General features: G+C 34.8%; 20 protein-coding genes. 14 read left to right on the top strand and 6 right to left on the bottom strand.

All coding sequences use genetic code 11. The features are described from left to right. Positions 1-157: 157 nt before the first annotated feature. The 9 genes from ACWA1F_RS08825 (at position 158) to ACWA1F_RS08785 (ending at position 11,349) form a co-directional block, all read left to right on the top strand. On the top strand, positions 158-2,437 hold the full coding sequence (locus tag ACWA1F_RS08825; RefSeq protein ID WP_456893378.1) for a DUF5074 domain-containing protein: 2,280 nt from the start codon (positions 158-160) through the stop codon (positions 2,435-2,437). Positions 2,438-2,695: 258 nt separating this feature from the next. Continuing rightward, positions 2,696-3,334 (top strand): NAD(P)H-binding protein, encoded by a 639-nt coding sequence (locus ACWA1F_RS08820; RefSeq protein WP_456893376.1) that lies wholly within the window; start codon positions 2,696-2,698, stop codon positions 3,332-3,334. Between the two features lie 167 nt (positions 3,335-3,501). Beyond that, a complete protein-coding gene (locus ACWA1F_RS08815) occupies positions 3,502-5,487 on the top strand; it encodes a GAF domain-containing hybrid sensor histidine kinase/response regulator (RefSeq protein ID WP_456893374.1) in 1,986 nt (661 codons plus the stop codon). 75 nt (positions 5,488-5,562) lie between these two features. After that, a complete protein-coding gene (locus tag ACWA1F_RS08810; RefSeq protein ID WP_111369569.1) occupies positions 5,563-5,928 on the top strand; it encodes a response regulator transcription factor in 366 nt (121 codons plus the stop codon). After that, a complete protein-coding gene (locus ACWA1F_RS08805) occupies positions 5,928-7,142 on the top strand; it encodes a tetratricopeptide repeat protein (protein ID WP_456893371.1) in 1,215 nt (404 codons plus the stop codon). Before ACWA1F_RS08810 ends, ACWA1F_RS08805 begins: the two co-directional genes overlap by 1 nt. A 1-nt stretch (position 7,143) precedes the next feature. After that, positions 7,144-7,965 carry a hypothetical protein gene (locus tag ACWA1F_RS08800; protein ID WP_456893369.1) on the top strand — a complete coding sequence of 274 codons (822 nt, stop codon included), beginning with the start codon at positions 7,144-7,146 and terminating at the stop codon, positions 7,963-7,965. A gap of 10 nt (positions 7,966-7,975) precedes the next feature. Then, positions 7,976-9,409: a glycosyltransferase family 2 protein gene (locus ACWA1F_RS08795; protein WP_456893367.1), complete on the top strand. Its 1,434-nt coding sequence runs from the start codon at positions 7,976-7,978 to the stop codon at positions 9,407-9,409. A gap of 436 nt (positions 9,410-9,845) precedes the next feature. Then, positions 9,846-10,658, top strand: a complete 813-nt coding sequence (locus ACWA1F_RS08790; RefSeq protein WP_456893365.1) for a helix-turn-helix domain-containing protein — start codon at positions 9,846-9,848, stop codon at positions 10,656-10,658. A gap of 79 nt (positions 10,659-10,737) precedes the next feature. Then, on the top strand, positions 10,738-11,349 hold the full coding sequence (locus ACWA1F_RS08785) for a DUF417 family protein (protein WP_456893363.1): 612 nt from the start codon (positions 10,738-10,740) through the stop codon (positions 11,347-11,349). A 64-nt stretch (positions 11,350-11,413) separates the two neighbouring features. Here ACWA1F_RS08785 and ACWA1F_RS08780 read toward each other — a convergent pair whose 3' ends face one another. The 3 genes from ACWA1F_RS08780 to ACWA1F_RS08770 all read right to left on the bottom strand — a co-directional run bounded on the left by ACWA1F_RS08780 (position 11,414) and on the right by ACWA1F_RS08770 (position 16,964). Beyond that, positions 11,414-13,837 carry an ABC transporter permease gene (locus ACWA1F_RS08780; RefSeq protein WP_456893361.1) on the bottom strand — a complete coding sequence of 808 codons (2,424 nt, stop codon included), beginning with the start codon at positions 13,835-13,837 and terminating at the stop codon, positions 11,414-11,416. Continuing rightward, positions 13,838-16,189, bottom strand: a complete 2,352-nt coding sequence (locus ACWA1F_RS08775; RefSeq protein ID WP_456893359.1) for an ABC transporter permease — start codon at positions 16,187-16,189, stop codon at positions 13,838-13,840. Between the two features lie 64 nt (positions 16,190-16,253). Next, the gene (locus ACWA1F_RS08770; RefSeq protein ID WP_456893357.1) at positions 16,254-16,964 is read right to left on the bottom strand and encodes an ABC transporter ATP-binding protein; all 711 of its coding nucleotides are present in this window, start codon (positions 16,962-16,964) and stop codon (positions 16,254-16,256) included. Positions 16,965-17,248: 284 nt separating this feature from the next. On the opposite strand from ACWA1F_RS08770, the gene ACWA1F_RS08765 reads away from it, so the two are divergent. The 4 genes from ACWA1F_RS08765 to ACWA1F_RS08750 all read left to right on the top strand — a co-directional run bounded on the left by ACWA1F_RS08765 (position 17,249) and on the right by ACWA1F_RS08750 (position 22,917). Beyond that, positions 17,249-18,598 carry a sigma-54-dependent transcriptional regulator gene (locus ACWA1F_RS08765; protein ID WP_456893355.1) on the top strand — a complete coding sequence of 450 codons (1,350 nt, stop codon included), beginning with the start codon at positions 17,249-17,251 and terminating at the stop codon, positions 18,596-18,598. 2 nt (positions 18,599-18,600) lie between these two features. Further along, complete coding sequence (locus ACWA1F_RS08760) at positions 18,601-19,935, top strand: sensor histidine kinase (RefSeq protein ID WP_456893353.1); 1,335 nt, start codon at positions 18,601-18,603, stop codon at positions 19,933-19,935. Positions 19,936-20,042: 107 nt separating this feature from the next. Then, on the top strand, positions 20,043-20,639 hold the full coding sequence (locus ACWA1F_RS08755) for a biliverdin-producing heme oxygenase (RefSeq protein WP_456893351.1): 597 nt from the start codon (positions 20,043-20,045) through the stop codon (positions 20,637-20,639). Positions 20,640-20,643: 4 nt separating this feature from the next. After that, entirely contained in the window at positions 20,644-22,917 is a 2,274-nt protein-coding gene (locus ACWA1F_RS08750) for an ATP-binding protein (RefSeq protein ID WP_456893349.1), read from the top strand. Between the two features lie 310 nt (positions 22,918-23,227). On the opposite strand, the gene ACWA1F_RS08745 is transcribed toward ACWA1F_RS08750, so the two are convergent. After that, entirely contained in the window at positions 23,228-24,106 is an 879-nt protein-coding gene (locus tag ACWA1F_RS08745) for a DMT family transporter (RefSeq protein WP_456893347.1), read from the bottom strand. A 16-nt stretch (positions 24,107-24,122) separates the two neighbouring features. Beyond that, entirely contained in the window at positions 24,123-24,644 is a 522-nt protein-coding gene (locus ACWA1F_RS08740) for a GNAT family N-acetyltransferase (protein ID WP_456893345.1), read from the bottom strand. 191 nt (positions 24,645-24,835) lie between these two features. On the opposite strand from ACWA1F_RS08740, the gene ACWA1F_RS08735 reads away from it, so the two are divergent. Further along, positions 24,836-25,699 carry a LysR family transcriptional regulator gene (locus tag ACWA1F_RS08735; RefSeq protein ID WP_456893343.1) on the top strand — a complete coding sequence of 288 codons (864 nt, stop codon included), beginning with the start codon at positions 24,836-24,838 and terminating at the stop codon, positions 25,697-25,699. Between the two features lie 3 nt (positions 25,700-25,702). On the opposite strand, the gene ACWA1F_RS08730 is transcribed toward ACWA1F_RS08735, so the two are convergent. Continuing rightward, positions 25,703-26,149 carry a GNAT family N-acetyltransferase gene (locus ACWA1F_RS08730; RefSeq protein WP_456893341.1) on the bottom strand — a complete coding sequence of 149 codons (447 nt, stop codon included), beginning with the start codon at positions 26,147-26,149 and terminating at the stop codon, positions 25,703-25,705. Positions 26,150-26,547 lie beyond the last annotated feature (398 nt).

Here is a 26,547-nt window from a genome sequence, read left to right as displayed (position 1 = left end):
GCTTGAAAACACATAGCAATTATGCTGAATTACACGGTTAAACTTTGTCAAAGTTTGAAACTTTGACAAAGTTGTAGTGAAAACATAAACACTATGTTTCTATGTGTTTTAAAAAAAAATAAAAACACATTAACACAACATTTTAAACAAATAAATTATGAAGAAAAACTACTTAATAGTACTCATGCTATTCTTTGCGTTTCTAACCAATGCGCAGATAAAAGTTCAAGGCGTTCCTAGAAACGATTTGAAATTAAAATCGGTAACGCAAAAACAATTAAAAGCACAAACAGCCAATGCTATCACTTTTGATGATATTCAATTTTGGGTAGGAACAGGCGCGAATCATGCGGCATTTGTGGTACAATGGAATGACAATAAAACTTCGGATGCTTTGGTTTGGGGATTTAAATGGGATGGAACAGCAACGGGCGAAGATATGATTAAAGCCATTGCAAAAGCTGATCCCCGCTTTTTTACCTTGCTTTTACAAGGCACTCAATTCGGATCTGCGATTGGAGGTTTTGGATTCGATTTGGACGGAGCAGGCACAAACGGACTCTATAAAGGCATTGATAAAACCTTTCCTTTTTATCCTTTTGATGGTATAATTAATACGTCTGCTTACGATTTTGATTCTTATACGGTTATCGATACCAATGATCACTGGCAGTCAGGATGGACTACTGGATATTGGTCGTATTGGGTTAAAGATCCAACTGATAGCGATTTTGGCTATTCTGGCTTAGGAGCTTCTTCTCGCGAATTGCAAAACGGTTCTTGGGATGTTTGGAATTTTAATCCAGGTATGCAGCCAGCTGATCTTGCCACAACTTTTACTCCAGTTGCTACTTATTCTAAAACGATAGATTTTACTAAAGGCTATTTTATGGTAAATGAAGATTGGTTCGGGCACGTGAATGGATCTGTAAATTTTATTGATGCTAACGGAAACGTTCATTACAGAGTATATAGTGAAGCTAATGACAATCATACTTTTGGTGCGACTACACCATACGGAACTATTTATGGAGATAAATTTTATTTTGTTTCCAAGCAAGAAAAAGATGGCGGAGATACGCAGTACATTCCAGGTGGAAGATTGGTTGTTGCCGATGCAAAAACGATGAAAAAAATTGCTTCATTTGAAACTATTGGAGGAGGAGACGGACGCTCTTTTGTGGGTATAGACGAAAAAACAGGTTACATAGGCGCTTCAAACGGTGTTTATCTTTTTGATATTGAAAATATGAAAGTGGGAAGCCTGATACCAACAACAGGCGGAGGAAGCCAATATGCGGGACAAATTGGAAATATGATTCGTACTTCGCAATATGTTTTTGCTGTAAAACAAAGTGCCGGAATTTTGGTTATTGATCCTAAAACAAATACGGTTATAAAAACCATTTCTGGCGCGTTTCATTCGGTTACACAGGCCAAAGACGGTAGTGTTTGGGGAATTCAAGAACAGAAATTGATCAATATTAATCCACTGACTTTTGACACAACAGTTTATGCTATTCCAACAACTAAATATTTAGGTTCTTGGGGCGCTTGGAACGCGGGAAGTTTTACTTACAGCAATACAGAAAATGCGTTGTATTGGAATAATAACGTAAGCAGTTTTGTGGCAGGCACAAAGATTATACGATTTGATATTGTGACAAAAACATTCAACGAAAATTTTGCTACACTTCCTGGACAAACAGGAACTTACAAGCAAATTTTGTATGGTGCAGGATTACGAATTGATCCAGTTTCGGGGAATTTAATTGTAAACACAACAGAAAGCGGATTTAGTTTTCATTATCAGAAAAACTGGATTCATACTTATGATACCACGGGGAAATTAATCGACACAAAAGTCCTAAACGATTATTACTGGTTTCCAGCAATGGCAGTGTTTCCAGATAACGCAGCGCCAGTTGTCAATTCAATTTTGCCTTCGCAAGTTTCAACGGGAAGTCCGACGATTATTGATTTGAAAACAGTCGTTTCAGATGAAGACAATTTATCGGCAGCGATCGTAAAAACAATAAAATCAAATAGTGATAGCAATATTGTTTCAGCAGAAATTAATGCGAACGAAGAATTAATTCTAACGCCAAAAAATGGTGGAACTGCAACCGTTGTAATCAGTTTTAATTCGAATGGAAAAGTGGTCGAAAAATCGATCTCAGTTGATACGTCTGTTCTAGGAAGAGATGAATTCACGAAAGTACAATTGTCAATTTATCCAAATCCAGTATCAAATTATCTGAACATAAGCACAGAAGACGAAATCAAAAATGTTGTGATCTATGATGTGACAGGAAGAACGATTAGTACGCGGTTAAATAACAGCCAAATCGACGTAAGCAATTTTGCTAAAGGTTTTTATATCATTAACATTGTGACGGATAAAGCGACTTATACGCAGAAGTTTATTAAAAATTAGAAAATTAGAAAATTAGAAAATTAGAAAATTAGAAAATTTTTAAACTAAACCTCTTTGCTTCTGTAGTAAAGAGTTTTTTTTGCTTTTACTTTTCCAATAATATTTAGAATAAAAGATAATCTGCAAGATCTGCTAGATCTGCGGGAGAAAAATTACTCTCGCAGATCTAGCAGATTTTGGAGATCATAACTATCAGCAACTTCTATTAAAAATTATTTCAAACAAAGCCTTATATTTACTATTAATAAATCCTTTATTATGAAAGCATTGGTAATTGGAGCGACAGGCGCAACGGGAAAAGAATTAGTTAATCTGCTTTTAGAAAGTAATGATTACGAAGCAGTTTCCATCTTTGTAAGACGTTCAACAGGAAAATCGCATCCCAAATTGACAGAACATGTTGTCGATTTTTCAGATGTGAATTCATTTCAAAATTTAATTACAGGAGATGTTCTTTTTTCATGTATTGGAACAACTTTAAAAGACGCAGGTTCAAAAGAAAAACAGTGGAAAATCGATTTTGATATTCCAGCCGAATTTGCTGCTGCTGCCAAACAAAACAACGTGCATTCTTTGGTTTTGGTTTCTTCGTATGGCGCTTCCGCGAAAAGCAGTGTTTTTTATTCGATGATGAAAGGAAAACTGGAAGAGCATCTTCAAGGACTCCATTTTCCTCAATATATTGTTTTTAGACCTGGACCGCTTATTCGCGAAAATTCAGATCGCTGGGGCGAAAAGATTTCTATAAAAATCATTAAAGCACTAAACACAATCGGACTTTTTAAAAATCTAAAACCCATTACTACAGCTTTTTTAGCCGAAAAATTAGTAAAAGCGCCAAAAGTACTTTCAGATGGAAATACAACGCTAGAACTTAAGAGGATTTTAGAGCTTTAGTCGTTTAGTCCTTAGTGCTAGTTTTTAATATTTAGTCAGTCTACATAGTCAAAAGACTAGGGACTTAGGACTAAAAAACTAGGGACTAAAAAAAAACATAAAAACGCGGTCAAGCAAGAGTTTTAGACTAATTTTGCCTTATCTTTATGCACTTTACCGCCTTAAAAATGAATAAGAATTACCCCATTCCAGAAAACGAACTTCAACGTTTAGCTGCCCTTAAACGTTATAATATACTCGATACACTTCCTGATGATGCTTTTGATGATGCCACAAGACTAGTTTCATATATCTGTGGTGTGCCAATTGCCCATATTTCTTTTATTGATGAAGACAGACAGTGGTTTAAATCGGAGATTGGAATAGGCGTTTCTGAGGTTCCTCGAGAAATCACTTTCTGTAATTATACTATTTTAGATACCAAAATTGTAGAGATAAACGATACACATTTAAACGATCGTTTTAAAGACGATCCCAATGTTACCGGAGGTTTTAATGTGCGATTTTATGCAGGAGTTCCGCTTACAACGCCAGATGGTTATAACATCGGAACTTTATGTGCGATTGATCACGTAGTTAAAGAACTGAATGAAAATCAGCGAAATGCGCTTTCTATTATTGCCAAACACGTTATCGCGCAATTGGAATTAGGCACAAAAAACAATCAGCTTTATGTTCAGAGAAAAATTGCAGAACGTGCTGTTTTGGCAAGAGACAGTTTTTTGGCCAATATGAGTCACGAAATCAGAACGCCTTTAAATGCAATTACTGGTTTTACAGATTTACTTGCGCAGACAGAACTCGATGATACACAGCGAGATTATATTGAAAGTGTGCAGATTGCAAGCGAAAATTTACTTCTGATTGTAAATGATATCTTGGATCTTTCTAAAATGGAATCAGGAAATTTATCTATTGAGAGCGAGCGTTTTAATCTGAAGAAAACCCTCAAACACGTTTACAATTTACTGAAAGTAAAAGCACAGAAAGATGTAGAATTTAATCTGTTTTTGGATGCCGAAATGCCCGATATGGTAATTGGCGATCAAGGGAGGTTGAATCAGATATTGGTAAACCTTATTGGCAATTCGCTCAAATTTACAAGTGAAGGAGAAGTAACCGTTTCTGTAAAGAAAATTGATGAAACGGAAGAAGATTATTCGCTTAAATTCTCCGTAAAAGATACTGGAATCGGAATTCCAAAAGATAAACTCGAAACTATTTTTGAACGTTTTACTCAGGGCGAAGAAAGTACAACACGAAAATTTGGCGGTACGGGACTCGGTCTTAATATTGTAAAACAGCTTGTTGAACTTCAAAAAGGAGAAGTTCATGTAAAAAGTACTTTAAACCGTGGTTCTGAGTTTTTCTTTGTTCTTTCGTATAAAAAAACAGATTCTGAGGAGACAGTTGTAAAAACAGTTTCTAAAAATGATTTAGGGAACCTTAAAATTTTGCTTTGCGAAGACAATGTTTTAAACCAAAAGCTCGCAAAAAGCGTAATTAATAATTTTGGGTTTGATTTGGATATTGCGCAAAATGGAGAAGAAGGCATCGAACTTTTATCTAAAAACGAATATGATCTGGTTTTAATGGACTTGCAAATGCCTATTAAAGACGGTTATCAAACCACAGAATACATTAGAAATGAGCTGAATTCGAATATTCCGATCATTGCGATGACGGCGCATTCTTTAGTGGGAGAGCAGGAGCGTTGCTACAAAGTTGGAATGAATGCTTATGTGCCAAAACCGTTTAAACAGTCGGTTCTTTTAAAAGCTATAAAAACCGTAATGACGCCAGATAGCGATGCGCACCAGAAAAGAATTTTGGATATGTCTTTTTTGGACGAAATGGCATGCGGAGATCCTGAATTTAAAAAAGATATGATCGATCTTTTTGTTGAAAAAATTCCGAATCAGTCGGCGCAGTTGGCAGAAGCTTTTAAAAATACCGATTATGAAAATGTCAAAAAACTGGCGCATAATATGAAATCAAGTATGGATATTTTTATGCTAAATGATTTGAGCGACTGTCTTACCATTATTGAAGAAGAAGCCTTGAAAGGAAAATTTACAGCCGAAACATTAGATAAAATGAATATTTTCAGCTGTGGAATTGATGAAGTCGTTAAAATTTTAAAAGAGCTATGATATAAGGGAAATAAGCAATAGCTTTACAATATATGACGTTATAATTTTAAATGTCCCCAGATAAAAAAATAAAAAATGAGAATTATTGTAGCCGAAGATAATGATATCCTACGCAAATCATTATCTTTTTTCTTAGAGTCGAAAGGATTTAATGTTGACCAGTTTTCTGACGGAAAAGAAGCTCTTGAAGCAATCGAAAAAGAAAACTATGACTTAATATTAACCGACATAAATATGCCAGGTGTGAGCGGAATGGAAATTACGCAGCATGTCAGAGAGAATCTTAAATCTGATATTCCTGTCATTATCCTGACTTCTTCGGGCGTTGAGCAGACCGAGCTTGATTCTTTTGACATTGGAGCAAACGAATTCATTGCCAAGCCTGTGAGTCCGGCCGTACTTTTAGTAAGAATCAATAAACTGCTAAAAACCCGAATCTGATGAAGTTTATCTATTATTCTATTTTTCTGCTATTTGTTTCTTCCGTTGCTATTGGACAAGAAATCAATATTGACGAAACTTTGGCAAATGTAAAACGCGAAGTTGAAAAAGAAAATTACGATAAAGCCTTATCGCTTATTGAACCTCTGCGCGCCAAATATCCAGAAAATGAAGATATACAAACGTATGCCGGACGCATTTACAGCTGGAAAAAAGATTATAAAACAGCTATAAAAATACTGTCTCCAATGGCAGACCGAAATAATCCGAATCCAGAAGCTTTACAGGCACTTGTAAACATTTATTTTTGGACAGAAGATTATGAAAAATGTATCAATTACTGCGACAAATATCTTGCTATTGATCCAAAATCGGTTGATGTTTTGAGGATTAAAGCGACTTGTCTGGAAAAACTAAACCGAGATCGGGAAGCGTTAGATTTAATAGAAAAATCAGCTTATATCGATAATAGCACACAAGCTTTCAGAGGAATCCGTACGCTTATAGGACGTAAGGCAAAAAATGCAGTTTCAGCTTCTTACCTCAATATTTCGACCTCAGATCCTGGACAATCTCCGTTTCATTATGGTTATGTGGAGTATTCGCATAAATTCAGCAAATCAGCAATTGTCGGAAGGGCAAATATTGGAAATGTCAGAAATGAAACCCAAATGTTATTTGAAACCGATTTTTATCAGACCTTTTCAAACAAAAGCTATCTGTATGCCAATGCAGGAGTTTCAACAGGAGAAACCATATTTCCTGTAGCCAAAGCAGGTTTAGAATACTATTTTGCTCCGCAGAAAAAGTTCGATTTTTCGCTTGGAGGAAGATTCATGCATTTTGAAACTGACGATATTACATTGCTTACAGGTCAAGTCGCTTATAACGCTGGAATTTATAGTTTTGCCTACAGACCGTATTACGATATTTCAAACGAATTGTTTTCTCATGTTTTAAGCGTTCAGTGTGTAAACGAAGAAAAAGAACGTCTTATTAGATTGGAATTGCAATACGGAAATGTTCCGTATTTGTATCTGTACAATAGCTTTACACAGCCTTTAAAGGCTTATCGAGCAGGAATTCAGTATCAGCATCGTTTTGGCGATTCCTTTTTTGTACGACCGATTTTTCTTTACGAATACGAAGAATATATACCTGGAGAATATAGAAATAGATTTAATATACAGTTTATTGTAACGAAACGTTTTTAAGATGACAGAAATCTGGGAACTATACAAAAGCGGTGGTTGGGAAGTGCCTTTTCTCACTTTCTCCATTTATCTGTTTGTAGCAGCGTCATTCATCCTATATCTTATTATTGTTGCCAGCAGAAACAGCAAAATAAAAAAAGAACGGTTGAGAAAAGAATACAGTGAAATGATTGACAAAGTAATGTCGGCTGTTATTTTTGAAGATGTTTCGTTTTCTAAAATCAAAGAAGACAAAAATTTTCTGGTGCTTTTTGATACTTCTTTTTTCAGAGAAGTTTTAACCGAATCACTAATCAATTTGCATAAAAATTACGAAGGCATTTATGCGCAGAAACTGGAACAGTTTTACAAAGATTCTCATTTAGTAAAAATTTCTTTTAGAAAACTTAAAAGTTTAAGGTGGGAAGAAAAATGTCAAGGAATTACAGAGTTGGCAGAGTTTAATATTAAAGAAGCATTTGTTCCAATTGTAGCCTGTTCTAAAGCCAGAAAAAAAACATTAAAAATTGTTGCAATAAATGCCGGTATCAAACTTGAAGGAACTCGGAGTATCAGATATTTAGTGGAGCATTCTGACCCGATTGACGATTGGATGCAGCTGAATATTATTGCCGCTTTTAAAAAACACGATATTGGCGATACCGAAGGAATAGAACATTTATTGGAGTCACAAAATACGACTGTAATCACGCTTGGATTAAAGCTCATAAAAGAGCTGAAGTTATCGCAGAAAGTTCCTCATGTAGCGCAATTGGCAGCTCAGACAACCAATACCATTATAAAATACGAAGCGCAGAGCATTTTGCAGACCTTAACAGCTTAAATTTAAGAAAATGACATTTTTTAATCCTGAAATAACATGGTTTTTGGATGTATATATACTCCTAATACTTGGTTACGCCATACTAATCATGTCTTCTTATTTAATCTTGGCTTATCTTTCTACAAAAGAGCTTAGAAGATATCTCAAACGCAACAGTTTTGTTGATTATGAAGTGCTTTTAACGAGCGAATATGCTCCAAAACTGTCACTTATTGCGCCTGCTTACAATGAAGGTTTGACAATCGAAGAAAATGTAAAGTCGCTGCTTTCGCTAAATTACAATAACTATCAGGTAATTGTGGTAAATGACGGAAGCAAAGACAATTCGATGGAAATTCTCACCAAAACATACGATCTTGTTTTAACCGATTTGGATTTTCATCCAAAAATTGAAACCAAAAAGATTAGAGGAATTTATACTTCTAAAAATGCTGCATTCAAAAAACTGATTGTTATTGACAAAGAAAATGGAGGTAAAGCCGATGCGCTAAACGTTGGACTGAATATTGCTCAAAATCCGTATGTGGTTTGCATTGATGTCGATTGTATTTTGGATAAAGATTCGCTTTTAAAATTGGCAAAACCATTTTTAGAATCGTACGGAAACCGAATTATTGCAACGGGTGGAGTGGTTCGAATTGCGAATCAATGCATCATCAAAAACGGACGTTTGGTCGAAGTGAATGTTCCAGATGTAATGCTGTCGAGAATTCAGGTTTTAGAATATCTAAGAGCGTTTCTTTTAGGAAGAATGGCTTGGGGAAAACTAGACGGATTATTGCTTATAAGCGGTGCTTTTGGTGCTTTTGATAAAGAAATAGCTATACTTTCTGGCGGTTACAGTACCAAAACCGTTGGTGAAGATATGGAACTTATCGTGAGAATGCGCCGTTATATGCTGGACAACAAACTGCCTTATTCGGTAAGTTATATTCCAGATCCGCTTTGTTGGACAGAAGCGCCAGAAGATTTCAAGATATTCAAAAAACAGCGCTCCCGCTGGATGAGAGGAACCATAGAAACCTTAAGCATTCATCGCAGAATGTTCTTGAATCCGAAATACAAATTGTTAGGAATGCTCAGTGTTCCGTATTGGACCTTATTCGAATTTCTAGCACCTGGAATCGAATTTATTGGTCTTCTCATAACGGTCGTTTTTATCGTTTTCGGATTGCTGAACTGGCATTTTTTCTTTTTACTGCTGTTTTTTGTGTATTCCTTTGCGGTTTTCTTTTCGGTTATTGCGCTTTACAGCGAAGAAAAAACGTACCACAAATACCCCAAACAAGCTGACTTTTTCAAACTTTTAATGGCGGCTTTTATAGAACCTTTCTATTTCCATCCGCTTACGGTTTACGCGGCTATAATTGGCTACAAAGAAAAAATTATGGGAACCAAAGGCTGGGGAGAAATGACTAGAAAGGGGTTTACTAAGAAGGAGTAGAGAATTAGATAATTTGTCAATTTGATAATTAGATAATTTGAAAATTGAAATTCTATAAAATTGATTTCACGCAGATTTTACAGATCTGAGCAAATTATTTTAAATCTAAAAAATCTTTGTAGATCTGCTAAAATCTTTATTTAATCTGCGTGAAACAAACTTTGCGCCCTTCGACTCCGCTCACGGTGACAAAAAGGAGAAAACTTTGCGCCTTTGCTCCCGATAGCTATCGGGATTGCGCGACTATATTACAAACGTTAGACGCACTGCAGTGCGTCTCTACATTCAATCTTTGAGAAAAAACTTAGCGCCTCAGCGTCTTTGCGAGAAACAAAAAAACATCTTGCGCTCTTTCTCATCAAGCAAAGCTCTTTAAAAAAAACCTTCGCGAACTTTGCGGTAAAAAAACAAACGATAAAATCTTTATTTTCGTAATATGAAAATCGAACTGAAAAAATCTTCTTTTCTCGAAAAGGAAATCAACGAACCTTATTATTACATTATAATGTTTGATGGAGAAGCCGTTTTTTCTGTTGATCTCACGGAATACGAATGCAAAGGAAAATGTCTTTTGTTTTTAACGCCGTATCAGTTATTGCAATGGAAAAGTTCTACAGCACCTTTCATTAATTCTTTAAATTTTCATGGAGATTTTTACTGCATCGAATACCATAAAAAAGAAGTAGCCTGTAACGGAATTTTGTTCAACGATATCTATAGCGAACCTTTTGTAACCGTTTCTGATTTTATTTTCGAAGAAATCACCAGCATTATAGAAAGAATGAAAAGAGTAGAAGACTCCGAATTGGATTATGACAATTCGATTCTAAAATCGTATCTACAAGTTGTTTTGGCATTGAGCAGTAAAGAAAAACAGCTGAAAATGTCGCCACAGATTCAGGAATCTATTGGAAATGCTGATATTCTGAAGTTTCAGCATTTGTTGGACACGCATTTTCTACAAGCCAAAGAAGTTGCTTTTTATGCTTCTAAATACAATCTGAGCGTGAACACTTTCAGCAAAAGAATCAAAAAACATTTCGGAAAATCGCCTTCACAGCTTATTCAAGATCGGATTGTTTTGGAAGCCAAGAAACTGTTGCATTTGACTACTAAGACCATAAAAGAAATCGCAGACGATCTTAATTTTGAAGATGAATTTTATTTCAGCAGATATTTCAAGAAAAGTGTTGGCATTTCACCAAAAGAATTCAGAAAAGAAGTTGGCATTTCTATCGTGGCAAAATAGTCCATGAAAACTCCTTTAAATCCATTTTTATCCAGACCGCGCTAAAGTAATTTTGGTATGTATTTAAAACATAATCAAAATGGAAAAATTTATAAGATTTATAGCTGGTGGACAAAACAATTTCATTCACTTTTTAAGAATTGCCATATTCATTGTAATGGCATGGATCGGCGGACTTAAAGCCTTTAAATATGAAGCAGACGGGATTGTTCCGCTTGTCGCGAATAGTCCGTTTATGAGTTTCTTTTATAAAGATGCTAATACGAAAGTCGTTAAAGAAGACGGAAAAACAGTAAAAGCTTATACACTTTACAAAAATCTAGAAGGCAAAACGGTAGAGAAAAACATCAAATGGCATGAAGCCAACGGAACGTATATTTTTTCGTATGCGTTAGGAACTGTAATTGTAACAATAGGATTATTGGTTCTTTTAGGAATCTGGTTTCCGAAAGCAGGTTTTTTAGGCGGAATTCTAACATTCATAATGGCATTTGTAACCTTATCATTTTTAATTACAACACCAGAAGTTTACGTTCCAAATCTGGGCGGAGATTTTCCGACACCGCAATTTGGGTTTCCGTATCTTTCTGTTGGTGGGCGTTTGGTTCTCAAAGACATCATCATGATGAGCGGCGGATTGATTGTAGCTTCAGACAATGCAAAAGAAATTTTGAAAAGATTTTATGCTTAATTGAAATAAAAAAAGCTGTGCAAGATTTTAAACTCGCACAGCTTTTTATAAAATGTAAAATGAATTATTCGTATTTTAAATATTTTAAAACATCTGCTTTTGTTGCCTGATACGCTTTCGCTAAAACAATGATTAAAGTAAGTGCCAATAAAAAAGCAAAAGAAATTAAGAAAGGCAAAACAGGAATTTCGATTCTAAAAGCAAAATTATTCAACCATTTTTGCAAAAAAATATAAGCTGGAACAATAGCGATTAAAAAGCCAATTATGCAATACAAAACATATTGTTTTGATAATTCTTTTAGCAGAACATTGGTGTCTGCGCCTAATGTTTTTCGAATTGCAATTTCTTTCATTCTTCTTTGAATCGAATATGAAGCCAAAGCAAACAATCCAAACAAAGCAATAAGAATTACAACAACGTTTAACAAAGAAAAAAGATTCTTTTGCTTGACATACGATTCATAACTTCGAGCATATTCCTTATCTACAAAATCATATTGAAACGGATATTCGGTATCGATTTTTGTTTTCCAAAATTTTTCGATTTCAGCAATGGAAGTTTGAATCTGATCTGCTTTTAATTTGACATAAACGCGATTCATTTCATTGGCCATATCCAAAGATTTTATGTGGTAAAAAGTAATGGGCGGAACATCAACTTCTGGGCTTAACAGATTAAAATCTTTTACTACTCCGATAATTGTCATTTTTTGATTTCCAATTTTAATCTCTTTTCCAATTGGGTCTTTAACCTGCATTAAACTCAATGATTTTTCATTGATTAAAACTGAATTAATAGTATCTGAAGCTATATTCGGACTAAGATTTCGACCTTTTATCACTTTTATATTGAGCAGATTGAGCATGTCATAATCAAGTCCGATAGCTTTTTGTTTGAAAAGCACATCTCGATACCAAATTGGCCATTGCGAATCATCAGCTCCATCAAAAGAAAGAAGACCAGTTGAAACATTCTCGACACCTTTTATCTTTTGCAATTCCTGTTTTATCGTATTGTATCTTTCGAAAATGTTCTTTCCAGCATTTTCTCCCTGATAATAGGAAGAAGGTAGATTTAACGAAATTGCCATAACCTGATCGCCTTTAAAACCAAGATCTTTATTGTTTAAATATTTAATTTGCTGATAGACAATTACAGAGCCAATAATAAAAAACGAAGCAATCGAAAATTGCAGAATCAGCATTCCGTTTCTTATCCAAACACCGCTTTTGCTTCGATTATAATTGCCTCTCAAAATTTTTAGAGTCTCAAAATTAGCGACATATAACGCGGGAAATATCCCAGCAAATAAAATGGTTGTGATAAAAACGAATATTAATTGAAGATAAAAATGGCTTTCGACTATTTTTAAATCTTTCTCCAAAAAAGAATTATAGTAAGGAAGTGCAATTTCGACAATCATTAAGGCTAGCAAAACCGAAAACGCAGTCATTAAAATGGTTTCAAAAATGAATTGCAAAACAATATTCTGTTTTGAAGCGCCCAAAACTTTACGAACTCCAACTTCTTTAGCTCTTTTTATCGAATTGGCTGTTGCCAAGTTGATGTAATTGACAATTGACAAAATAAGAATCAAGACCGATAAACAGGCCATAATAACCAAAAACTGATAATTTCCTCTTCCTTCAGGATAGCCATCGGTTACAGAATGTAATCTTGCAGACGAAAGGGGTTCCATAACAACTTTGAAACTTCCCATTTTTTTGATCATTTCAGCAGGTGTAAAACCAGCTTGTTGAGCAGCGCTCACAATAATCTCGTCGTAAAAGACCTGATCTAGCATTTTTCGGGTCGATTCTACTTTTGATGGATCTTTTAGTTTTACTAATACTTTTAAAACAAAAAGGCCAGGATTTTTAGCAGGATCTACTAAATCTTTCATTCGATTTATCACGATATTTGGCGCAATAGATGAATTTCCAGGAATGCGGTATACACCTTGAATAGTAAAGGTAGACTCTAAACATTTGATTTGTTTTCCCACAGGATTTTTATTCCCAAAAAAGCGTTCTGCAAGCTTTTCTGAAATAGCAATACTGTTTTCGTCTTTTATAGCCGATTTGGCATCCCCACAGATAAATTCAAACGGAAAAAGAGAAAAGAAATCTTTTTCGGCATTGATGATTTTATCTACAAATTCCTTTTGTCCTTTGTAAATCACTTTGTCTTTCTGATACCATTCGTCTGCGTAAACAACAGTTTCTACATTAGGATCATTTTGTAAGTGAGGCTTAAGGCGTACAGGATTATTTGCAGTTACAGGCATATCGCTTAATTGCGCCAATACCTGATAAACATTGTCTTTCTCAGGATTCCAAGAATTGTAATTGTGTTCGTCATTCCAATAAAGAAGTGCGAAAATCAAACCTGAAATTCCAATTGATAATCCGAGAATATTGAGAGCAGTAAATAGTTTACTGTGTTTTATTTGATAGATAAATATATTGATCCAGTTTCTTAACATCTATTCGTATTTTAAGTATTTTAGAACATCTACTTTGGTTACTTGGTAAGCCTTTGCTAAAACAATGGTCAGCGTTAGAAATAACAATGACACAAAAGCAACTAAAAAGGGCAGGAGCGGAATATCAATTCGAGAAGCAAAGTTTTCAAGCCATCTTTGCATCAATAAATAAGCAGGAATAATTCCGATTAAGAAACCAATTATGCAAAAAACTACGTACTGTTTAGACAATTCTTTCAGTAAAGTATTTGTTTCTGCTCCAAGCGTTTTTCTGATGGCAATCTCGCGTAATCTTCTTTCCATAGAATAAGAAGCGAGAGCAAACAATCCGAAAACGGCAATTAAGATGACGACAACATTCAGTAAAGCAAATAAGTTTCTTTGATCTTCGTATTTTTTATAAGTGCGAGCAAAGTTTTTATTTACAAAATCAAACTCAAACGGATATTCCTGATCGACTTTGGCTTTCCAGAATTTGTCAATTGCCGCAATAGTTTCGGGCATGTTTTCTGGTGATATTTTGACAGAAATAAATCGCATGTAATTTTCCATCCATGATACCGATTTAATGTGAAAGAAAATCATTGGTGCCACATTATATTCGATTCCGATATAATGGAAATTTTTGACTATTCCCACCACTTTATATTTCTGACCGCCAAAAGTGATTTCCTTATTTACAGGATCTTTTTCCATAAGCGTTTTCGCAGCAGTCTCATTCAATAAAGCGCTCGAAATAGTGTCTGTTGCCAGTTTAGGGTTTAAATCTCTTCCTTTCAATATTTTGATTCCCAATAGATCGAGTTCGCCAAAATCAACTCCCATTTGTTGCGTAATGACTTCTTTATTTGATTTGTAATGAAGTCCTTGCCAAGAGTTTTCATTGCTTCCGATAGAAAATAATCCCGCCGAAACCGCTTCAACACCTTTGATTTTTGAAAGTTCCTGTTTGATGGTTTTATATCTGTCATACTGATTTTTTCCTTTTATAGGCCTGAAAACGATATCCATAACTTGTGAACCATTGAAACCTAAATCTTTGTCAATCATGTAATTTACCTGTTTGTGAACAATAAACGACCCTATTATAAAAAGCGTGGCAATCGAGAATTGTAAAACTAGCATTCCGTTTCTAAGCCAAACCCCGCTTTTGCTTCGCGAGAAATTGCCTTTCAATACTTTAAGCGTTTCGAAATTGGAAATATATACCGCTGGAAAAACTCCTGAAACGACAATTACAAAGAAGAAAATTAAAATGAGCTGCAGGTAAAACTGAGTTCCAATAAGTGTAAGATCTTTGTTTAAAAATGCATTATAAAACGGTAGTGAAAGCTCGACGATAACTAAGGCTAACAATACAGCAAATAAAGTCATCAGAGTAGTTTCAAAAACAAATTGTGCAATAATCTGGTTTTTTGAAGCGCCCACTATTTTACGCACACCCACTTCTTTTGCTCTTTTTACTGCATTTGCCGTTGCCATATTAATATAGTTGACAATTGACAATAGTAAGATCAGGATTGATAATCCCATTATTATTTTTAAGAACTGTAAATTGGCATTTTTTTCTGGAAAAGCATAATTTCCTTGATAAAGTCTTGACTTTGTTAGTGGCAAAAGTCTCGCTTTTATTGGGTCGCCATATTGTTTGATGAATTCATCCAGCGGAAGTCCAACTTCTTTAGCCTGTACTTTATAATTTTTTTCAAGAAAAATATGATCTAGATTTTTGATTACGGCAGTAGTATCGTTCTGTTTTTTAAGCTTAAACATTAATCCGTAGCTAAAGCCCCAATTATCTTTATCCTTTTCTAATTCATCTTCAATTACGGGAGTAACAAGAGCTGGTTTTACAGACGATCTATCTGGTATTTTATATACTCCGCGAACCACAAAAATCTGATCAGCATATTTTACTTGTTTGCCCATCGGATTTTCATTCTTAAAAATCTTAGCAGCGGTCTCTTCTGAAAGTACCATGCTGTTTCGATCATGAAAAGCTGTTTTAGCATTTCCTTTAATAAATTCAAACGGAAAAAAAGAAAAGAAGCTGCGTTGGGCTGAAAAGATTTTGTCAATTAATTCAATTTTTCCGTTATACTGAATTGTTTCTGTTGTATAATTGTTTCTGAAATAGCAATATTTGTCCAAATAAGAAGTAGATGCATTTAGCGTCGGACCCGTAATAGGAGAGTTTGTTGTCCAGATATTTCCTCCTCCAAAATCATTCATTACAATAAAAACTTTATCTTTCTCAGGATTCCATTTGTCATAAGAATGTTCGTCGTTCCAGTATAGGATCGCAAAAATTAAACCTGCAATTCCGATACTTAAGCCTAATATGTTCAGCACAGTAAAGAATTTGTTATTCTTTACGTGATAAATAAATATGTTTGTCCAGTTTTTAAGCATGATCTTAGTACTTAGAATTTACCAAAACATCTACATTTCTATGATTTGCTTTTTCAGACAGTATAGCACCATCTTTCATAAAAATGGTTTTTTGAGAGAAAGAAGCATCATAATCAGAGTGTGTTACCATTAAGATTGTCGATCCGCTGGCATGAAGATCGGTTAGCAATTCCATTACTTCATTTCCGTTTTTACTGTCCAGATTTCCTGTTGGCTCATCGGCCAAAATAATTTTCGGATTATTGATTAAAGCTCTTGCAACGGCCACACGCTGTTGTTGTCCTCCCGAAAGTTGCTGCGGAAAATGTTTCAATCTGTGAGCGATTCCTAAAATTTTAGCCATTTCATTTACACGAGATTTTCTTTCGGCAGAAGGAACATTGTTGTAAATCAAAGGCAGTTCGATATTATCAAAAACAGATAATTCATCAATTAAATTGAAATTCTGGAAGATGAATCCGATGTTTTCTTTTCTAGCCTGAGATTTTTGTTTTTCTTTCAAACCAACCATTTCTTGGCCAAGAAGCTCGTAACTTCCGCTCGAAGCGCTGTCCAGAAGTCCAATGATATTCAATAACGTCGATTTTCCGCTTCCTGATGGTCCCATAATAGAAACAAAATCGCCTTGATTGATAGTTAGTGAAATTTCGCTTAAGGCGCTGGTTTCTAATTCCTCAGTTCTAAATACTTTTGAAAGTTTTGTAATGGTAATCATAATTGACTGTTTTAATTTTTGATTGATTTCTTTTAAAATTTTTATGCCTTCGGAAAATGCAAGAAACAAGTCTGAAAATTAAGATAAAATATTTTCAAATTATCGTTATTTATTTTGTTATTTGTACTTCCGAAAGCTGTTAATTATTAATGATTTACAAGTTTTAATGTGATTTTCGTGCCAATAAATTAAACCTTCTAAATGGCTTATTTTTAATGGTTTGTTTTTCGAAATAAAATTGAACTGTCCATTAATGGACACCTTTCGTCCAAAACTGAACAATAATGAAAAAGACCAACGCCTCTATTTTAATCATCGACGATCAGGAAGACATACTTTTTGCCTCAAAAGTCTATCTGAAAAAGTATTTTGAAAACATTTATACGCTCAATAATCCGAAAAATATTGTCGAATTATTGTCTAAAAATGCCATCGATGTCGTTTTGTTAGACATGAATTATAGACTGGGTTTTGAAGATGGGAGAGAGGGTTTGTATCTGTTAAAAGAAATCAAAACGCTTTCGCCAAAAACAGTTGTGATTTTAATGACGGCTTTTGGAAAAGTAGAAACGGCTGTCGAAGGCTTAAAATCGGGCGCTTTTGATTATATTTTGAAACCTTGGGAAAATAAAAAATTGTTGGAATCGGTTAAGCAAGCCGTGGATAAAGCCAGAAAAGAACAGAAGAAAACCAAAGAAGTCGAAATAAAAGACGAATTTTTTATTGGTAATTCTGAAATAATAAAAAAAGCCTATTCTTTGGCCAATAAAGTAGCAAAAACAGACGCCAATGTTCTGATTTTGGGCGAAAACGGAACAGGAAAATTTGTTCTCGCACATCATATTCATACACAATCGGAAAGGAAAAATCAGCCATTTGTTGCGGTAGACTTGGGTTCTTTAAATTCTAATATTTTCGAAAGTGAATTGTTTGGTTACGCCAAAGGTGCTTTTACCGATGCCAAAAGAGATACTGCCGGACGTTTTGAAATGGCGCAGAGTGGGACTATTTTTTTAGACGAAATAGGAAATGTTCCCCTTCATTTGCAATCGAAACTGCTTCAAGTTATTCAAACCAAAACGGTGACGCGATTGGGCGAAACAAAAGTAAGACCTCTAAATGTGCGAATTATTACGGCAACCAATTTAAATTTGAAATTAGAAGTTGCCGACAAAAACTTCCGCGAAGACTTGTATTATCGCATAAACACGATGGAAATTATTTTGCCTCCACTAAGGGAAAGACATGGAGATAAAATTCCGCTTGCCGAATATCTTTTGGATAAAATGATTGAAAAATATAGCCGAGACGAAATTACTTTTGATAAAAAAGTTTTAGAACAAATCGAAAAACACGCTTGGAACGGAAACATACGAGAAATGGAAAATAAGATTGAACGCGCCGTTATTCTTTGTGAAAACAATACGATTACCGTTTCTGATTTGGATTTGGAAATCATAACGCCTTATGACGAAAACGCAGATGATATTCAGCTTTCTTCGGTTGAAAAAGCTACAGTGGAAAAAGCACTTCTTAAAAACAATAATAATATTAGCAAAACTGCCGAAGAATTAGGCTTATCAAGAGGCGCGCTGTACAGACGTTTAGAGAAATTTAATATCAATATCGGCTAACTATGTTGAGGACTTTACAAACTTATAAACTTCTTTTCCTACGGTTAATTTTTATCGTTGTCGGGATTGAATTGTCGCTTTATTTCTTCCGAATTGGTTTGTTTTTCACTGGAATATTTGGACTGTGTATGGTTTTTCTGCTGGCGCGCGAAATGTATTTTTATGTTCGAAATCTGGTTTTGGTTTACAATAAAACCATTTCTTCGATTTTGCAGGATGATTTTAGTTCCGATTTTTCGAAACATAAATTTAATAGCACCTACAATGATTTGTTCACTTTGTACGAAACAATGAAAAGTAAACAAAATGAGCAGGTTACGAGAGATATTATTTACCGTTCGATTTTAAACAATATTGAATCTGGCGTTATTATTTTGCAGAAACAGGAAGCCGATTGGAGTATTTTTTTAATGAATGATTATTTTTCGAGTCATTTTAATGTGTCGAAAGTTTCGAAATGGAAATATCTGAAAAATCAATTGCCGGCTTTATGCGAAATTATTGAAGAAGATGATTTTCATGAAATCAAAACGTCAATCGAAATTAGTATTGATGAACAGAGCAAACAGACTTTTGTTTTGCAAGCTTCGCGAACCGAGATTTTTGGACAGGATTATTTTATTGTTCTGTTAGATTCGATTCAGAATGTCGTAGAGAAAAAAGAAAAAGATGCGTGGATTAATTTGATGAAAGTGATTTCGCATGAGTTGCTGAATTCCATAACGCCAATTCGTTCGATCTGCCAAAATCTCGAAGATTTAGTAGAGCAGGATTCGCTTTCGACAGAAGATTTAGAAGATATCAAACACAGTGTGCAAACCATGCTGAGACGAAGCGATCATTTGCAGAAATTTGTCGAAGGCTATCGAAAATTGGCAATGCTTCCGTCTCCTAAAAAAGAAAAAGCAGATCTACAGCAACTGATTGAAAACGGTATTCAAATTATGAGTCCGCTGTTTAAGAAAAATAATATAGAAGTAAGAAATACGGTTGCTCAAAATTATTGGATAAATGTTGACTCGCAGCAGACCGAACAAGTGCTGATTAATTTATTGACGAATTCGATTTATGCGGTAGAAAACAATGCTTTAAAGCAAATTTCGATTTCGGCGGAAGCCAAAAACAATCGCATTTTTATTCGAATTACAGACAACGGAAAAGGGATTGAAAAAGAAATTGAAGATAAAATTTTCCTTCCTTTTTTCACCACGCGAACAGAAGGCGCGGGAATTGGACTGACTTTATCTAAAAATATCATAGAAGCACACGGCGGATATATTTCGCATAAAAACGAAAATGGAAAAACAACTTTTGAGATTTGTTTGATTGAGGATTGACAGAAATTCTATTAAAAAAACGTTTTTATAGACAGCTATTATTTTTTTTTTAAATTTGTGAAGAGGAGCTGCCAAATAGACTCTCCTAAAATAACGATATTACAACCATGAGTACAGATTCAACTTCTACAATAGCTTCTACTTTTCTTCAAGATTTAAAAACACAAACAGCTGATTCTCATAAGAAATTAGAAGAACTTCCAGTATCTAAATCGATTATGTCGCCAGAGATGAAGATCGAAGATTATACTTATTATTTGAGTTTAATGCACGATGTTCACAACGATACAGAAGGACTTATTTTTCCTTTCTTTTCTAACCGTTTAGAAGATTTAGAGCAACGAAGAAAGAAACATCTTATAGAAGAAGATCTTATTTTTCTGAATGCACAAAAAACGAATTCTGAGAAAGTTTTTCAAAAAGAAATAACTTCAGTTCCTTTTGCTTTAGGTGTTTTATATGTAGTTGAAGGTTCTACGCTAGGCGGAAGATTTATTTTGAAAAATGTATCTAAATTTCCTGAATTGTCTGGAGAACAAGGAGTTTCTTATTTTAATGGCTATGGCGACAAAACGGGAAGCTTCTGGAAATCTTTCTTAAGTTTCTTGGCAGATTATGAGCAAGAACACAATTGTAGAGAAGAAATTATCGAAGGAGCAATTTTTGCATTTGACAGCATTTATAATCATTTTGCAGCAAAGTAATACAATGAAGATTAAAGATATAGTTAACAGGGATCTTGTTACTTTAGACAATTGTGAAAACGAGCCCATACATATACCTGGAAAAATTCAGCCTCATGGCTTTTTGTTGGGAATTACCTCAGGATGGATTATTGATTTTTGTACAGAAAATATTTCCTCCTTTTTTGATTTGGTTCACACGCAGGTTTTAGGCAAACCTTTTGCAACCATTTTTAGTACAACTTGTCAGGAAGAAATCTCAGACTATATCAATGGCGATGAAATAAAAGATGCTTTCCCTCTTGAAATAGATTTGCTCGGAAAGCTATTTCAAATCAACATACATAAAAGCGGCGAAACGTACATTTTAGAAGCCGAAGCTCTTTTTCCCGATAAAGAAAAACTGGCCGATGTGTACAAACAGACGATTCAGTTTGTTAGTCAAATGAACAAAACTGAATCGCTAAAAGAGCTGTGCGCACTTGTAGCACAGGGAACACGTGAAATAACGGGTTATGACCGTGTAATGATTTATCGTTTTGACGAACAATATAACGGAGAAGTTTTTGCAGAAGATTGCAGAGAAGATTTAGAGCCGTTTTTAGGACTTCATTACCCACATACCGATATTCCGGCGCAGGCCAGAGAATTATATATCAAAAACGAGCTTAGGCTTATTGTAGATATCAATTATGAGCCAGTACCGATTTTTACTGTAGATGATAAAGAAGGGAAAAATTTAGATTTAAGTCTTTCGATCCTTAGAAGTACATCACCAATTCATGTGGAGTATTTAAAAAACATGGGCGTTGGTGCCACACTTACAATCTCGCTAATCCATCACGGAAAATTGTGGGGATTGATAGCCTGTCATCATTATTCTGAAAAAAATATTTCGCCAGAAATTCGATTAGCCGCAAAATTGCAGGGTCAGTTTATCACTTCTCAAATTGATATCAGACAATCGAATGATGAGAATGTTAGTGCCCAAAAAACAATTCTGGCACTGGAACATATAACGGCAAAAGATTTTGAAATTTCGCAACAAGCATTAGAAACGATTGTTAAAGTACCCCAACTATTGGAGCTATGCAATGCGGCGGGTGTATCTATTGTTTCCAGAGACAAAATTTATAAAAATGGGTTAGTGCCTTCAGATGAGCAGATTATCAATCTGTTAGAAGAGATTCAGGCTCTTAATAATGAGACTTTTTCTACCAATAAACTCATTGACTTTTTTCCTGAAATAGCTAATAATTCGTCGGTTGCAGGGATTATTTATCATTCTGTTGGAAATAATGATCATATTATCTGGTACAGACCCGAAACCATTTCAGAAATTAATTGGGGAGGCGATCCTGAAAAAAGTATTATTAAAGATGCTAACGGACTTCATCCAAGAAATTCTTTTGACATCTGGAAACAGATTGTAAAAAATCAAAGCAGTCCGTGGAAACCGTACGAAATTAATGCTGCTATTCAATATGCCCACACTTTGCACAATCAGCTTATTTTGATTATGTTGAGTGAAGAAGAGGAAAAATACCGCAACCAGAGCGAAATATTAAAAGAAACAAATTCTGAACTCGAAAACATTAACTGGATTAGTACGCACGATTTGCAGGAACCATTGCGCAAAATACAGCTGATTACTTCAAAAATGCTGACAGAACTGGATGTGATTTCTACAGAATCAATTTCGAATTCTTTGCAGCGCGTTTCTAAATCTGCCAGCAGAATGAGCGGTTTATTAGAAGATATTTTAAAATATACGCGCATAAAAAATACGAGAGACACATTGCAACCAGTAGATTTAAATAAAATCTTGAAATCTACTGTTAAGGAGATGCATGAAAGCATTTCTGAAAGCAATGTCTTAATTGAGCATGAAAACCTTCCGGAAGTTCATGCTATTGGTTTTTTAATGCGTCAGCTTTTTATTAACATTCTGCAGAATTCCATAAAATATGCTTCTGCCGAAAGACAGTTAAAAATTCAAATTACAGCTTCTCAAGAACCAGTTATAATACACGATAGATATAAAGTGTATTGCCACTGGGTTTGTTTTTCTGATAACGGAATCGGTTTTGAACAGCAGTATGCAGAATCTATTTTTAAAGTTTTTACCAGACTTCATACGCAGGAGCATTACACTGGTTCAGGTATTGGTTTGGCACTTTGCAAAAAAATTATGCAGACTATTGGAGGCGATATTCGCGCAGAAGGAAAACCAGATCAAGGTGCCAATATCATTATTTATTTTCCTTGTGATTCTGAGGATACACTTTTGCCAATTTAAAATAGAGAATAGAAAATAGATTTTTAAACACATAGAAACATAGATTTTTCTCTCTCAGAAAGGAAATTGAAAGAAACTAGTTTCTAACACATAGCTGTAGTTGACGATTTCTTCGTTAGAACTTTGTCAAAGTTTACACATGCCGCATAGAACATAGCCCAAAGTTTTAACTTTGGGAGACTTTAGTAGGTCCAGTAAGCTATGTTTCTATGTGTTTAAAAATGATTAAAAATCTAATTTTATCTGCTGAAATCTTTTTGATCCCGATAGCTATCGGGAGCGTGAAACAATTTCTACACAAATCAATTTTTTACTCAACAGTTTTAATCTTTCGGCTTTTAAAATTAACTTCTGAAATAATAGTTGCCGAAAAAATCAAAGTTCCGCCCAAAAGCAAGCGCCACGAAAGATTTTCTCCCAAAATAAAGAAAGCCCCAATTGCACCAAAAACAGGCTCAAACAAATAGATAACCGCTACACGTTCTGCTGATAAATAACGCTGCGAAATATTGGAAACCGTATACATAAAAGCCGTAGAAAACAAAGCGCAATAAACGGCACCAAGCCAAAACGTAACGTTTTTAGGGAACCAAACAGCTTGCGAATCGGTGAGTGCGATACAAAAAGTAAATAAGGCACAGAACGCAAACATGGGAACAATAGAGTACAGAAGATTTTTGGCAGCCGAATGTTTTTCGACCGAAATCAGATAAACGGCAAAAGCAAATGCACCCGAAATAGTAAATAAATCGCCAATATTGATGGTAAATTTATCTGTTATGGCAATAATAAATAATCCAGTTAAAGCAGTCAGAGCCGCAATCCAGATTTTTAAAGGCGTATTGGTTCTGTAAACCGCTAATTTCAGCATCGGAATAATAATTACGGTAAGTCCGGCAATGAAAGAGCATTGAGATGCATCGGTATATTTGAGTGCTGTAGTTTGTAACTGAATCCCTAAAAACATTGGAACTGCCAACACAAAGCCTGTTTTAATAGCTTCTCGATTGATGTCTTTAACGTATTTCCAAAAAACAATGCTCAATACGGCTACAGCCAAAAGAAAACGATAAAATAAGAAAATATTAAGCGAGTAATTGCCTATGGCCATTTTGGTAACCGAGTACGAAACTCCCCAAAATGCTGTGCCAAGAATTAGTAAAAACAATAAAAGCCGTTTTCTTTCCATTTTGAAATTATATTTTTTAAATCAACGTTTTTTTCATCATTAAATCGGTTTGTTCATCATCTCCTAATTTAAAAATATGCGTGTCAAATTGTGCAAAATCATTTTTAGTATAGAAACTTACCGCTCTAAAATTCTTTTCCCAAACGCCTAGCCACATGTAAGTAGCCTTAATTTCTTCGGCAATTTTTTCTGCTTGTGCATACAAAGCCTGCGCGACTTTTTTGCCGTGAAATTCTTTGGCTACATAAATACGTTCAATTTCTAAGGCGTTTAAATCTTCCTTTTCTGTTTGTGCATTTCCAGTATTCAATTTCAAATAACCGACTACTTTTTCGTCTAAAATGGCAAGATAAAAGTAGGAAGATGTATTCTCCAATTCAGCAGTTAGTTTTGCTGTAGCGAAGCTTTCGTCCAAATACTTTTTCATGTTTTCTTCACTGTTTACATCAGCAAAGGTTTCAGAAAAAGTTTGTCTTCCAATAGACTGAAGTTTCAAAACATCATCAGTTGTTGCTTTGGTTATTTTTAAAGTATTCATCGTTTTATTTTTAGTTACGAAACCTGACAGGTTTTTAAAACCTGTCAGGTTTACTAGATTGCTATGTTTCTTAAAATAAGTGAAACGCTTTTCTGCGTCTTCCAGATCCTATGATTCTATGTGTTAAAACAATTAAACATTAATGCATTAAAAGTTATTTTTTATTCTTAATAAATGCGTAAATTGCATCAATGGATTTACAGCAGATAAAATATTTTCTAGCATTATCACGCGAACTTCATTTCTGGAATACTGCCGGAAAAATGAATATCACACAATCAGCGCTCAGCCGTCAGATTCAGTCTTTGGAGAATCAACTTGGTGTGCAGCTTTTTGAACGTAACAAACGCAATGTCAAACTTACGGCAGCTGGCCAGTTTTTAAAAGAAAAATGGGAGGTAGAATTGAGTAAATTAGAATTTATTCATCAATCTGCCCGCCAGATTCAGTTAGGGGAGAGCGGTACCATTACCATTTCTCATCCCGATTCGATTTCGGCTTCGCTTATGCCCGATATTATATCTCGTATTTCTGATGCTTTTCCAAAACTTAAAATCAAATTGGTTCAAGTTCTTTACGAGAACCAGCAGGATTTCCTTCGCAATTATAAAATAGATCTGGCCATAACCAGAGATATTAATAATGCCAAAGATATTCAGTCTCAAAAAATCTATACCGATCATTTAGCCATTGTGGTTCCCGAAAATCATCCCTATCAAACTCCAGAAGATCTGACGAAAGAAACGCTTGGCTCTCAAAAGTTTATATTGCCAACTAACGATGAAGGGAGCAGTTACAGCGATCTCATCAGAAGATTGTTCCATTCTCTAGAAAATGCTCCAGAAGTATATCTTCACTCTGAATTTGGTTCTTCTATTATTGCTTTGGTTCGAAAAGGACTCGGAATTGCAATTTTACCTGATTCTTATCTTTTTCATGAAATTCCCGGAATCCGATTTATCAAATTGCCTTTAGAAACCGATTTATATATTAATTGGAGAACCGAAGATCATAATCCTGTCTTGGCCAATGTTTTGAAACTGATTATTCCGTAAGACTTAAGCCCGCAGCATTTCGATATGCGGAATTCCGTCTTCATCGTAAACTTCGCCTTGTTCCGCAAATCCGAGCGATTGGTAAAACGAAGACAAATGATATTGCGCACTGATTCTGATTGGCGCTTTTCCAAATTTTTCTTCGCAGCCCGCTATCGAAGCTTCCATTAATTTTTTGCCTAAACCCAGTCCGCGGTGCGTTTGGGCAATTACAACTCTTCCAATCGAAATTTCATCATATGAAATTCCAGCAGGAAGCAAACGTGTTACGCCCGCCAATTCGTTATCGACGTAATATAATAAGTGAAAACTTTTCTGGTCTTTATTGTCTAAGTCAAGATAGGGACAGTTTTGTTCTACAACAAAAACATCGCATCTTAAACGAAGCATATTGTACAATTCGTGATTGGTTAATTCGTCAAAAGATTTAATGGAATGGCTGAATGTCATGTTTTAATGTATGCTTTAATTTTTTTGACAAAGATAATGTCGAGAATAATGTGGTAAAATGCTATTTTTTTATCAGGTGATGCTGAAAATGCATTAGTTTTTTAATTAGATAATTGGGGTAATTAGGAAATTAGATAATTGTGTAATTTGAAAATAGAAAATAGAAAATAGAAAATAGAAATGTAATTGTACTCCCAATTTTAAAACATAGCCCAAGGTTTCAACCTTGGGTACGCAAAGATTATAAAATATTGTGGGTTAATACATTGTGTACCCAAGGTTGAAACCTTGGGCTATGTTCTATATGAGGTGCGTAAACTTTGTCAAAGTTCGTCAATCTTTGTCGAATCGCGCGTGAGATTCCTCGTTCCTCGGAATGACAAGATTGGGCTGTGAGC

The organism is Flavobacterium erigeronis (assembly GCF_054075165.1).
Note: the sequence above shows the minus strand (reverse complement) of the source record. Positions and strands in the feature narration are given on the sequence as shown.

Coding starts and splice junctions, on each gene's coding strand:
- ACWA1F_RS08825 (WP_456893378.1), top strand. CDS start 158: ATGAAGAAAAACTACTTAATAGTACTCATGCTATTCTTTGCGTTTCTA.
- ACWA1F_RS08820 (WP_456893376.1), top strand. CDS start 2,696: ATGAAAGCATTGGTAATTGGAGCGACAGGCGCAACGGGAAAAGAATTA.
- ACWA1F_RS08815 (WP_456893374.1), top strand. CDS start 3,502: ATGAATAAGAATTACCCCATTCCAGAAAACGAACTTCAACGTTTAGCT.
- ACWA1F_RS08810 (WP_111369569.1), top strand. CDS start 5,563: ATGAGAATTATTGTAGCCGAAGATAATGATATCCTACGCAAATCATTA.
- ACWA1F_RS08805 (WP_456893371.1), top strand. CDS start 5,928: ATGAAGTTTATCTATTATTCTATTTTTCTGCTATTTGTTTCTTCCGTT.
- ACWA1F_RS08800 (WP_456893369.1), top strand. CDS start 7,144: ATGACAGAAATCTGGGAACTATACAAAAGCGGTGGTTGGGAAGTGCCT.
- ACWA1F_RS08795 (WP_456893367.1), top strand. CDS start 7,976: ATGACATTTTTTAATCCTGAAATAACATGGTTTTTGGATGTATATATA.
- ACWA1F_RS08790 (WP_456893365.1), top strand. CDS start 9,846: ATGAAAATCGAACTGAAAAAATCTTCTTTTCTCGAAAAGGAAATCAAC.
- ACWA1F_RS08785 (WP_456893363.1), top strand. CDS start 10,738: ATGGAAAAATTTATAAGATTTATAGCTGGTGGACAAAACAATTTCATT.
- ACWA1F_RS08780 (WP_456893361.1), bottom strand. CDS start 13,837: ATGTTAAGAAACTGGATCAATATATTTATCTATCAAATAAAACACAGT.
- ACWA1F_RS08770 (WP_456893357.1), bottom strand. CDS start 16,964: ATGATTACCATTACAAAACTTTCAAAAGTATTTAGAACTGAGGAATTA.
- ACWA1F_RS08765 (WP_456893355.1), top strand. CDS start 17,249: ATGAAAAAGACCAACGCCTCTATTTTAATCATCGACGATCAGGAAGAC.
- ACWA1F_RS08760 (WP_456893353.1), top strand. CDS start 18,601: ATGTTGAGGACTTTACAAACTTATAAACTTCTTTTCCTACGGTTAATT.
- ACWA1F_RS08755 (WP_456893351.1), top strand. CDS start 20,043: ATGAGTACAGATTCAACTTCTACAATAGCTTCTACTTTTCTTCAAGAT.
- ACWA1F_RS08750 (WP_456893349.1), top strand. CDS start 20,644: ATGAAGATTAAAGATATAGTTAACAGGGATCTTGTTACTTTAGACAAT.
- ACWA1F_RS08745 (WP_456893347.1), bottom strand. CDS start 24,106: ATGGAAAGAAAACGGCTTTTATTGTTTTTACTAATTCTTGGCACAGCA.
- ACWA1F_RS08740 (WP_456893345.1), bottom strand. CDS start 24,644: ATGAATACTTTAAAAATAACCAAAGCAACAACTGATGATGTTTTGAAA.
- ACWA1F_RS08735 (WP_456893343.1), top strand. CDS start 24,836: ATGGATTTACAGCAGATAAAATATTTTCTAGCATTATCACGCGAACTT.
- ACWA1F_RS08730 (WP_456893341.1), bottom strand. CDS start 26,149: ATGACATTCAGCCATTCCATTAAATCTTTTGACGAATTAACCAATCAC.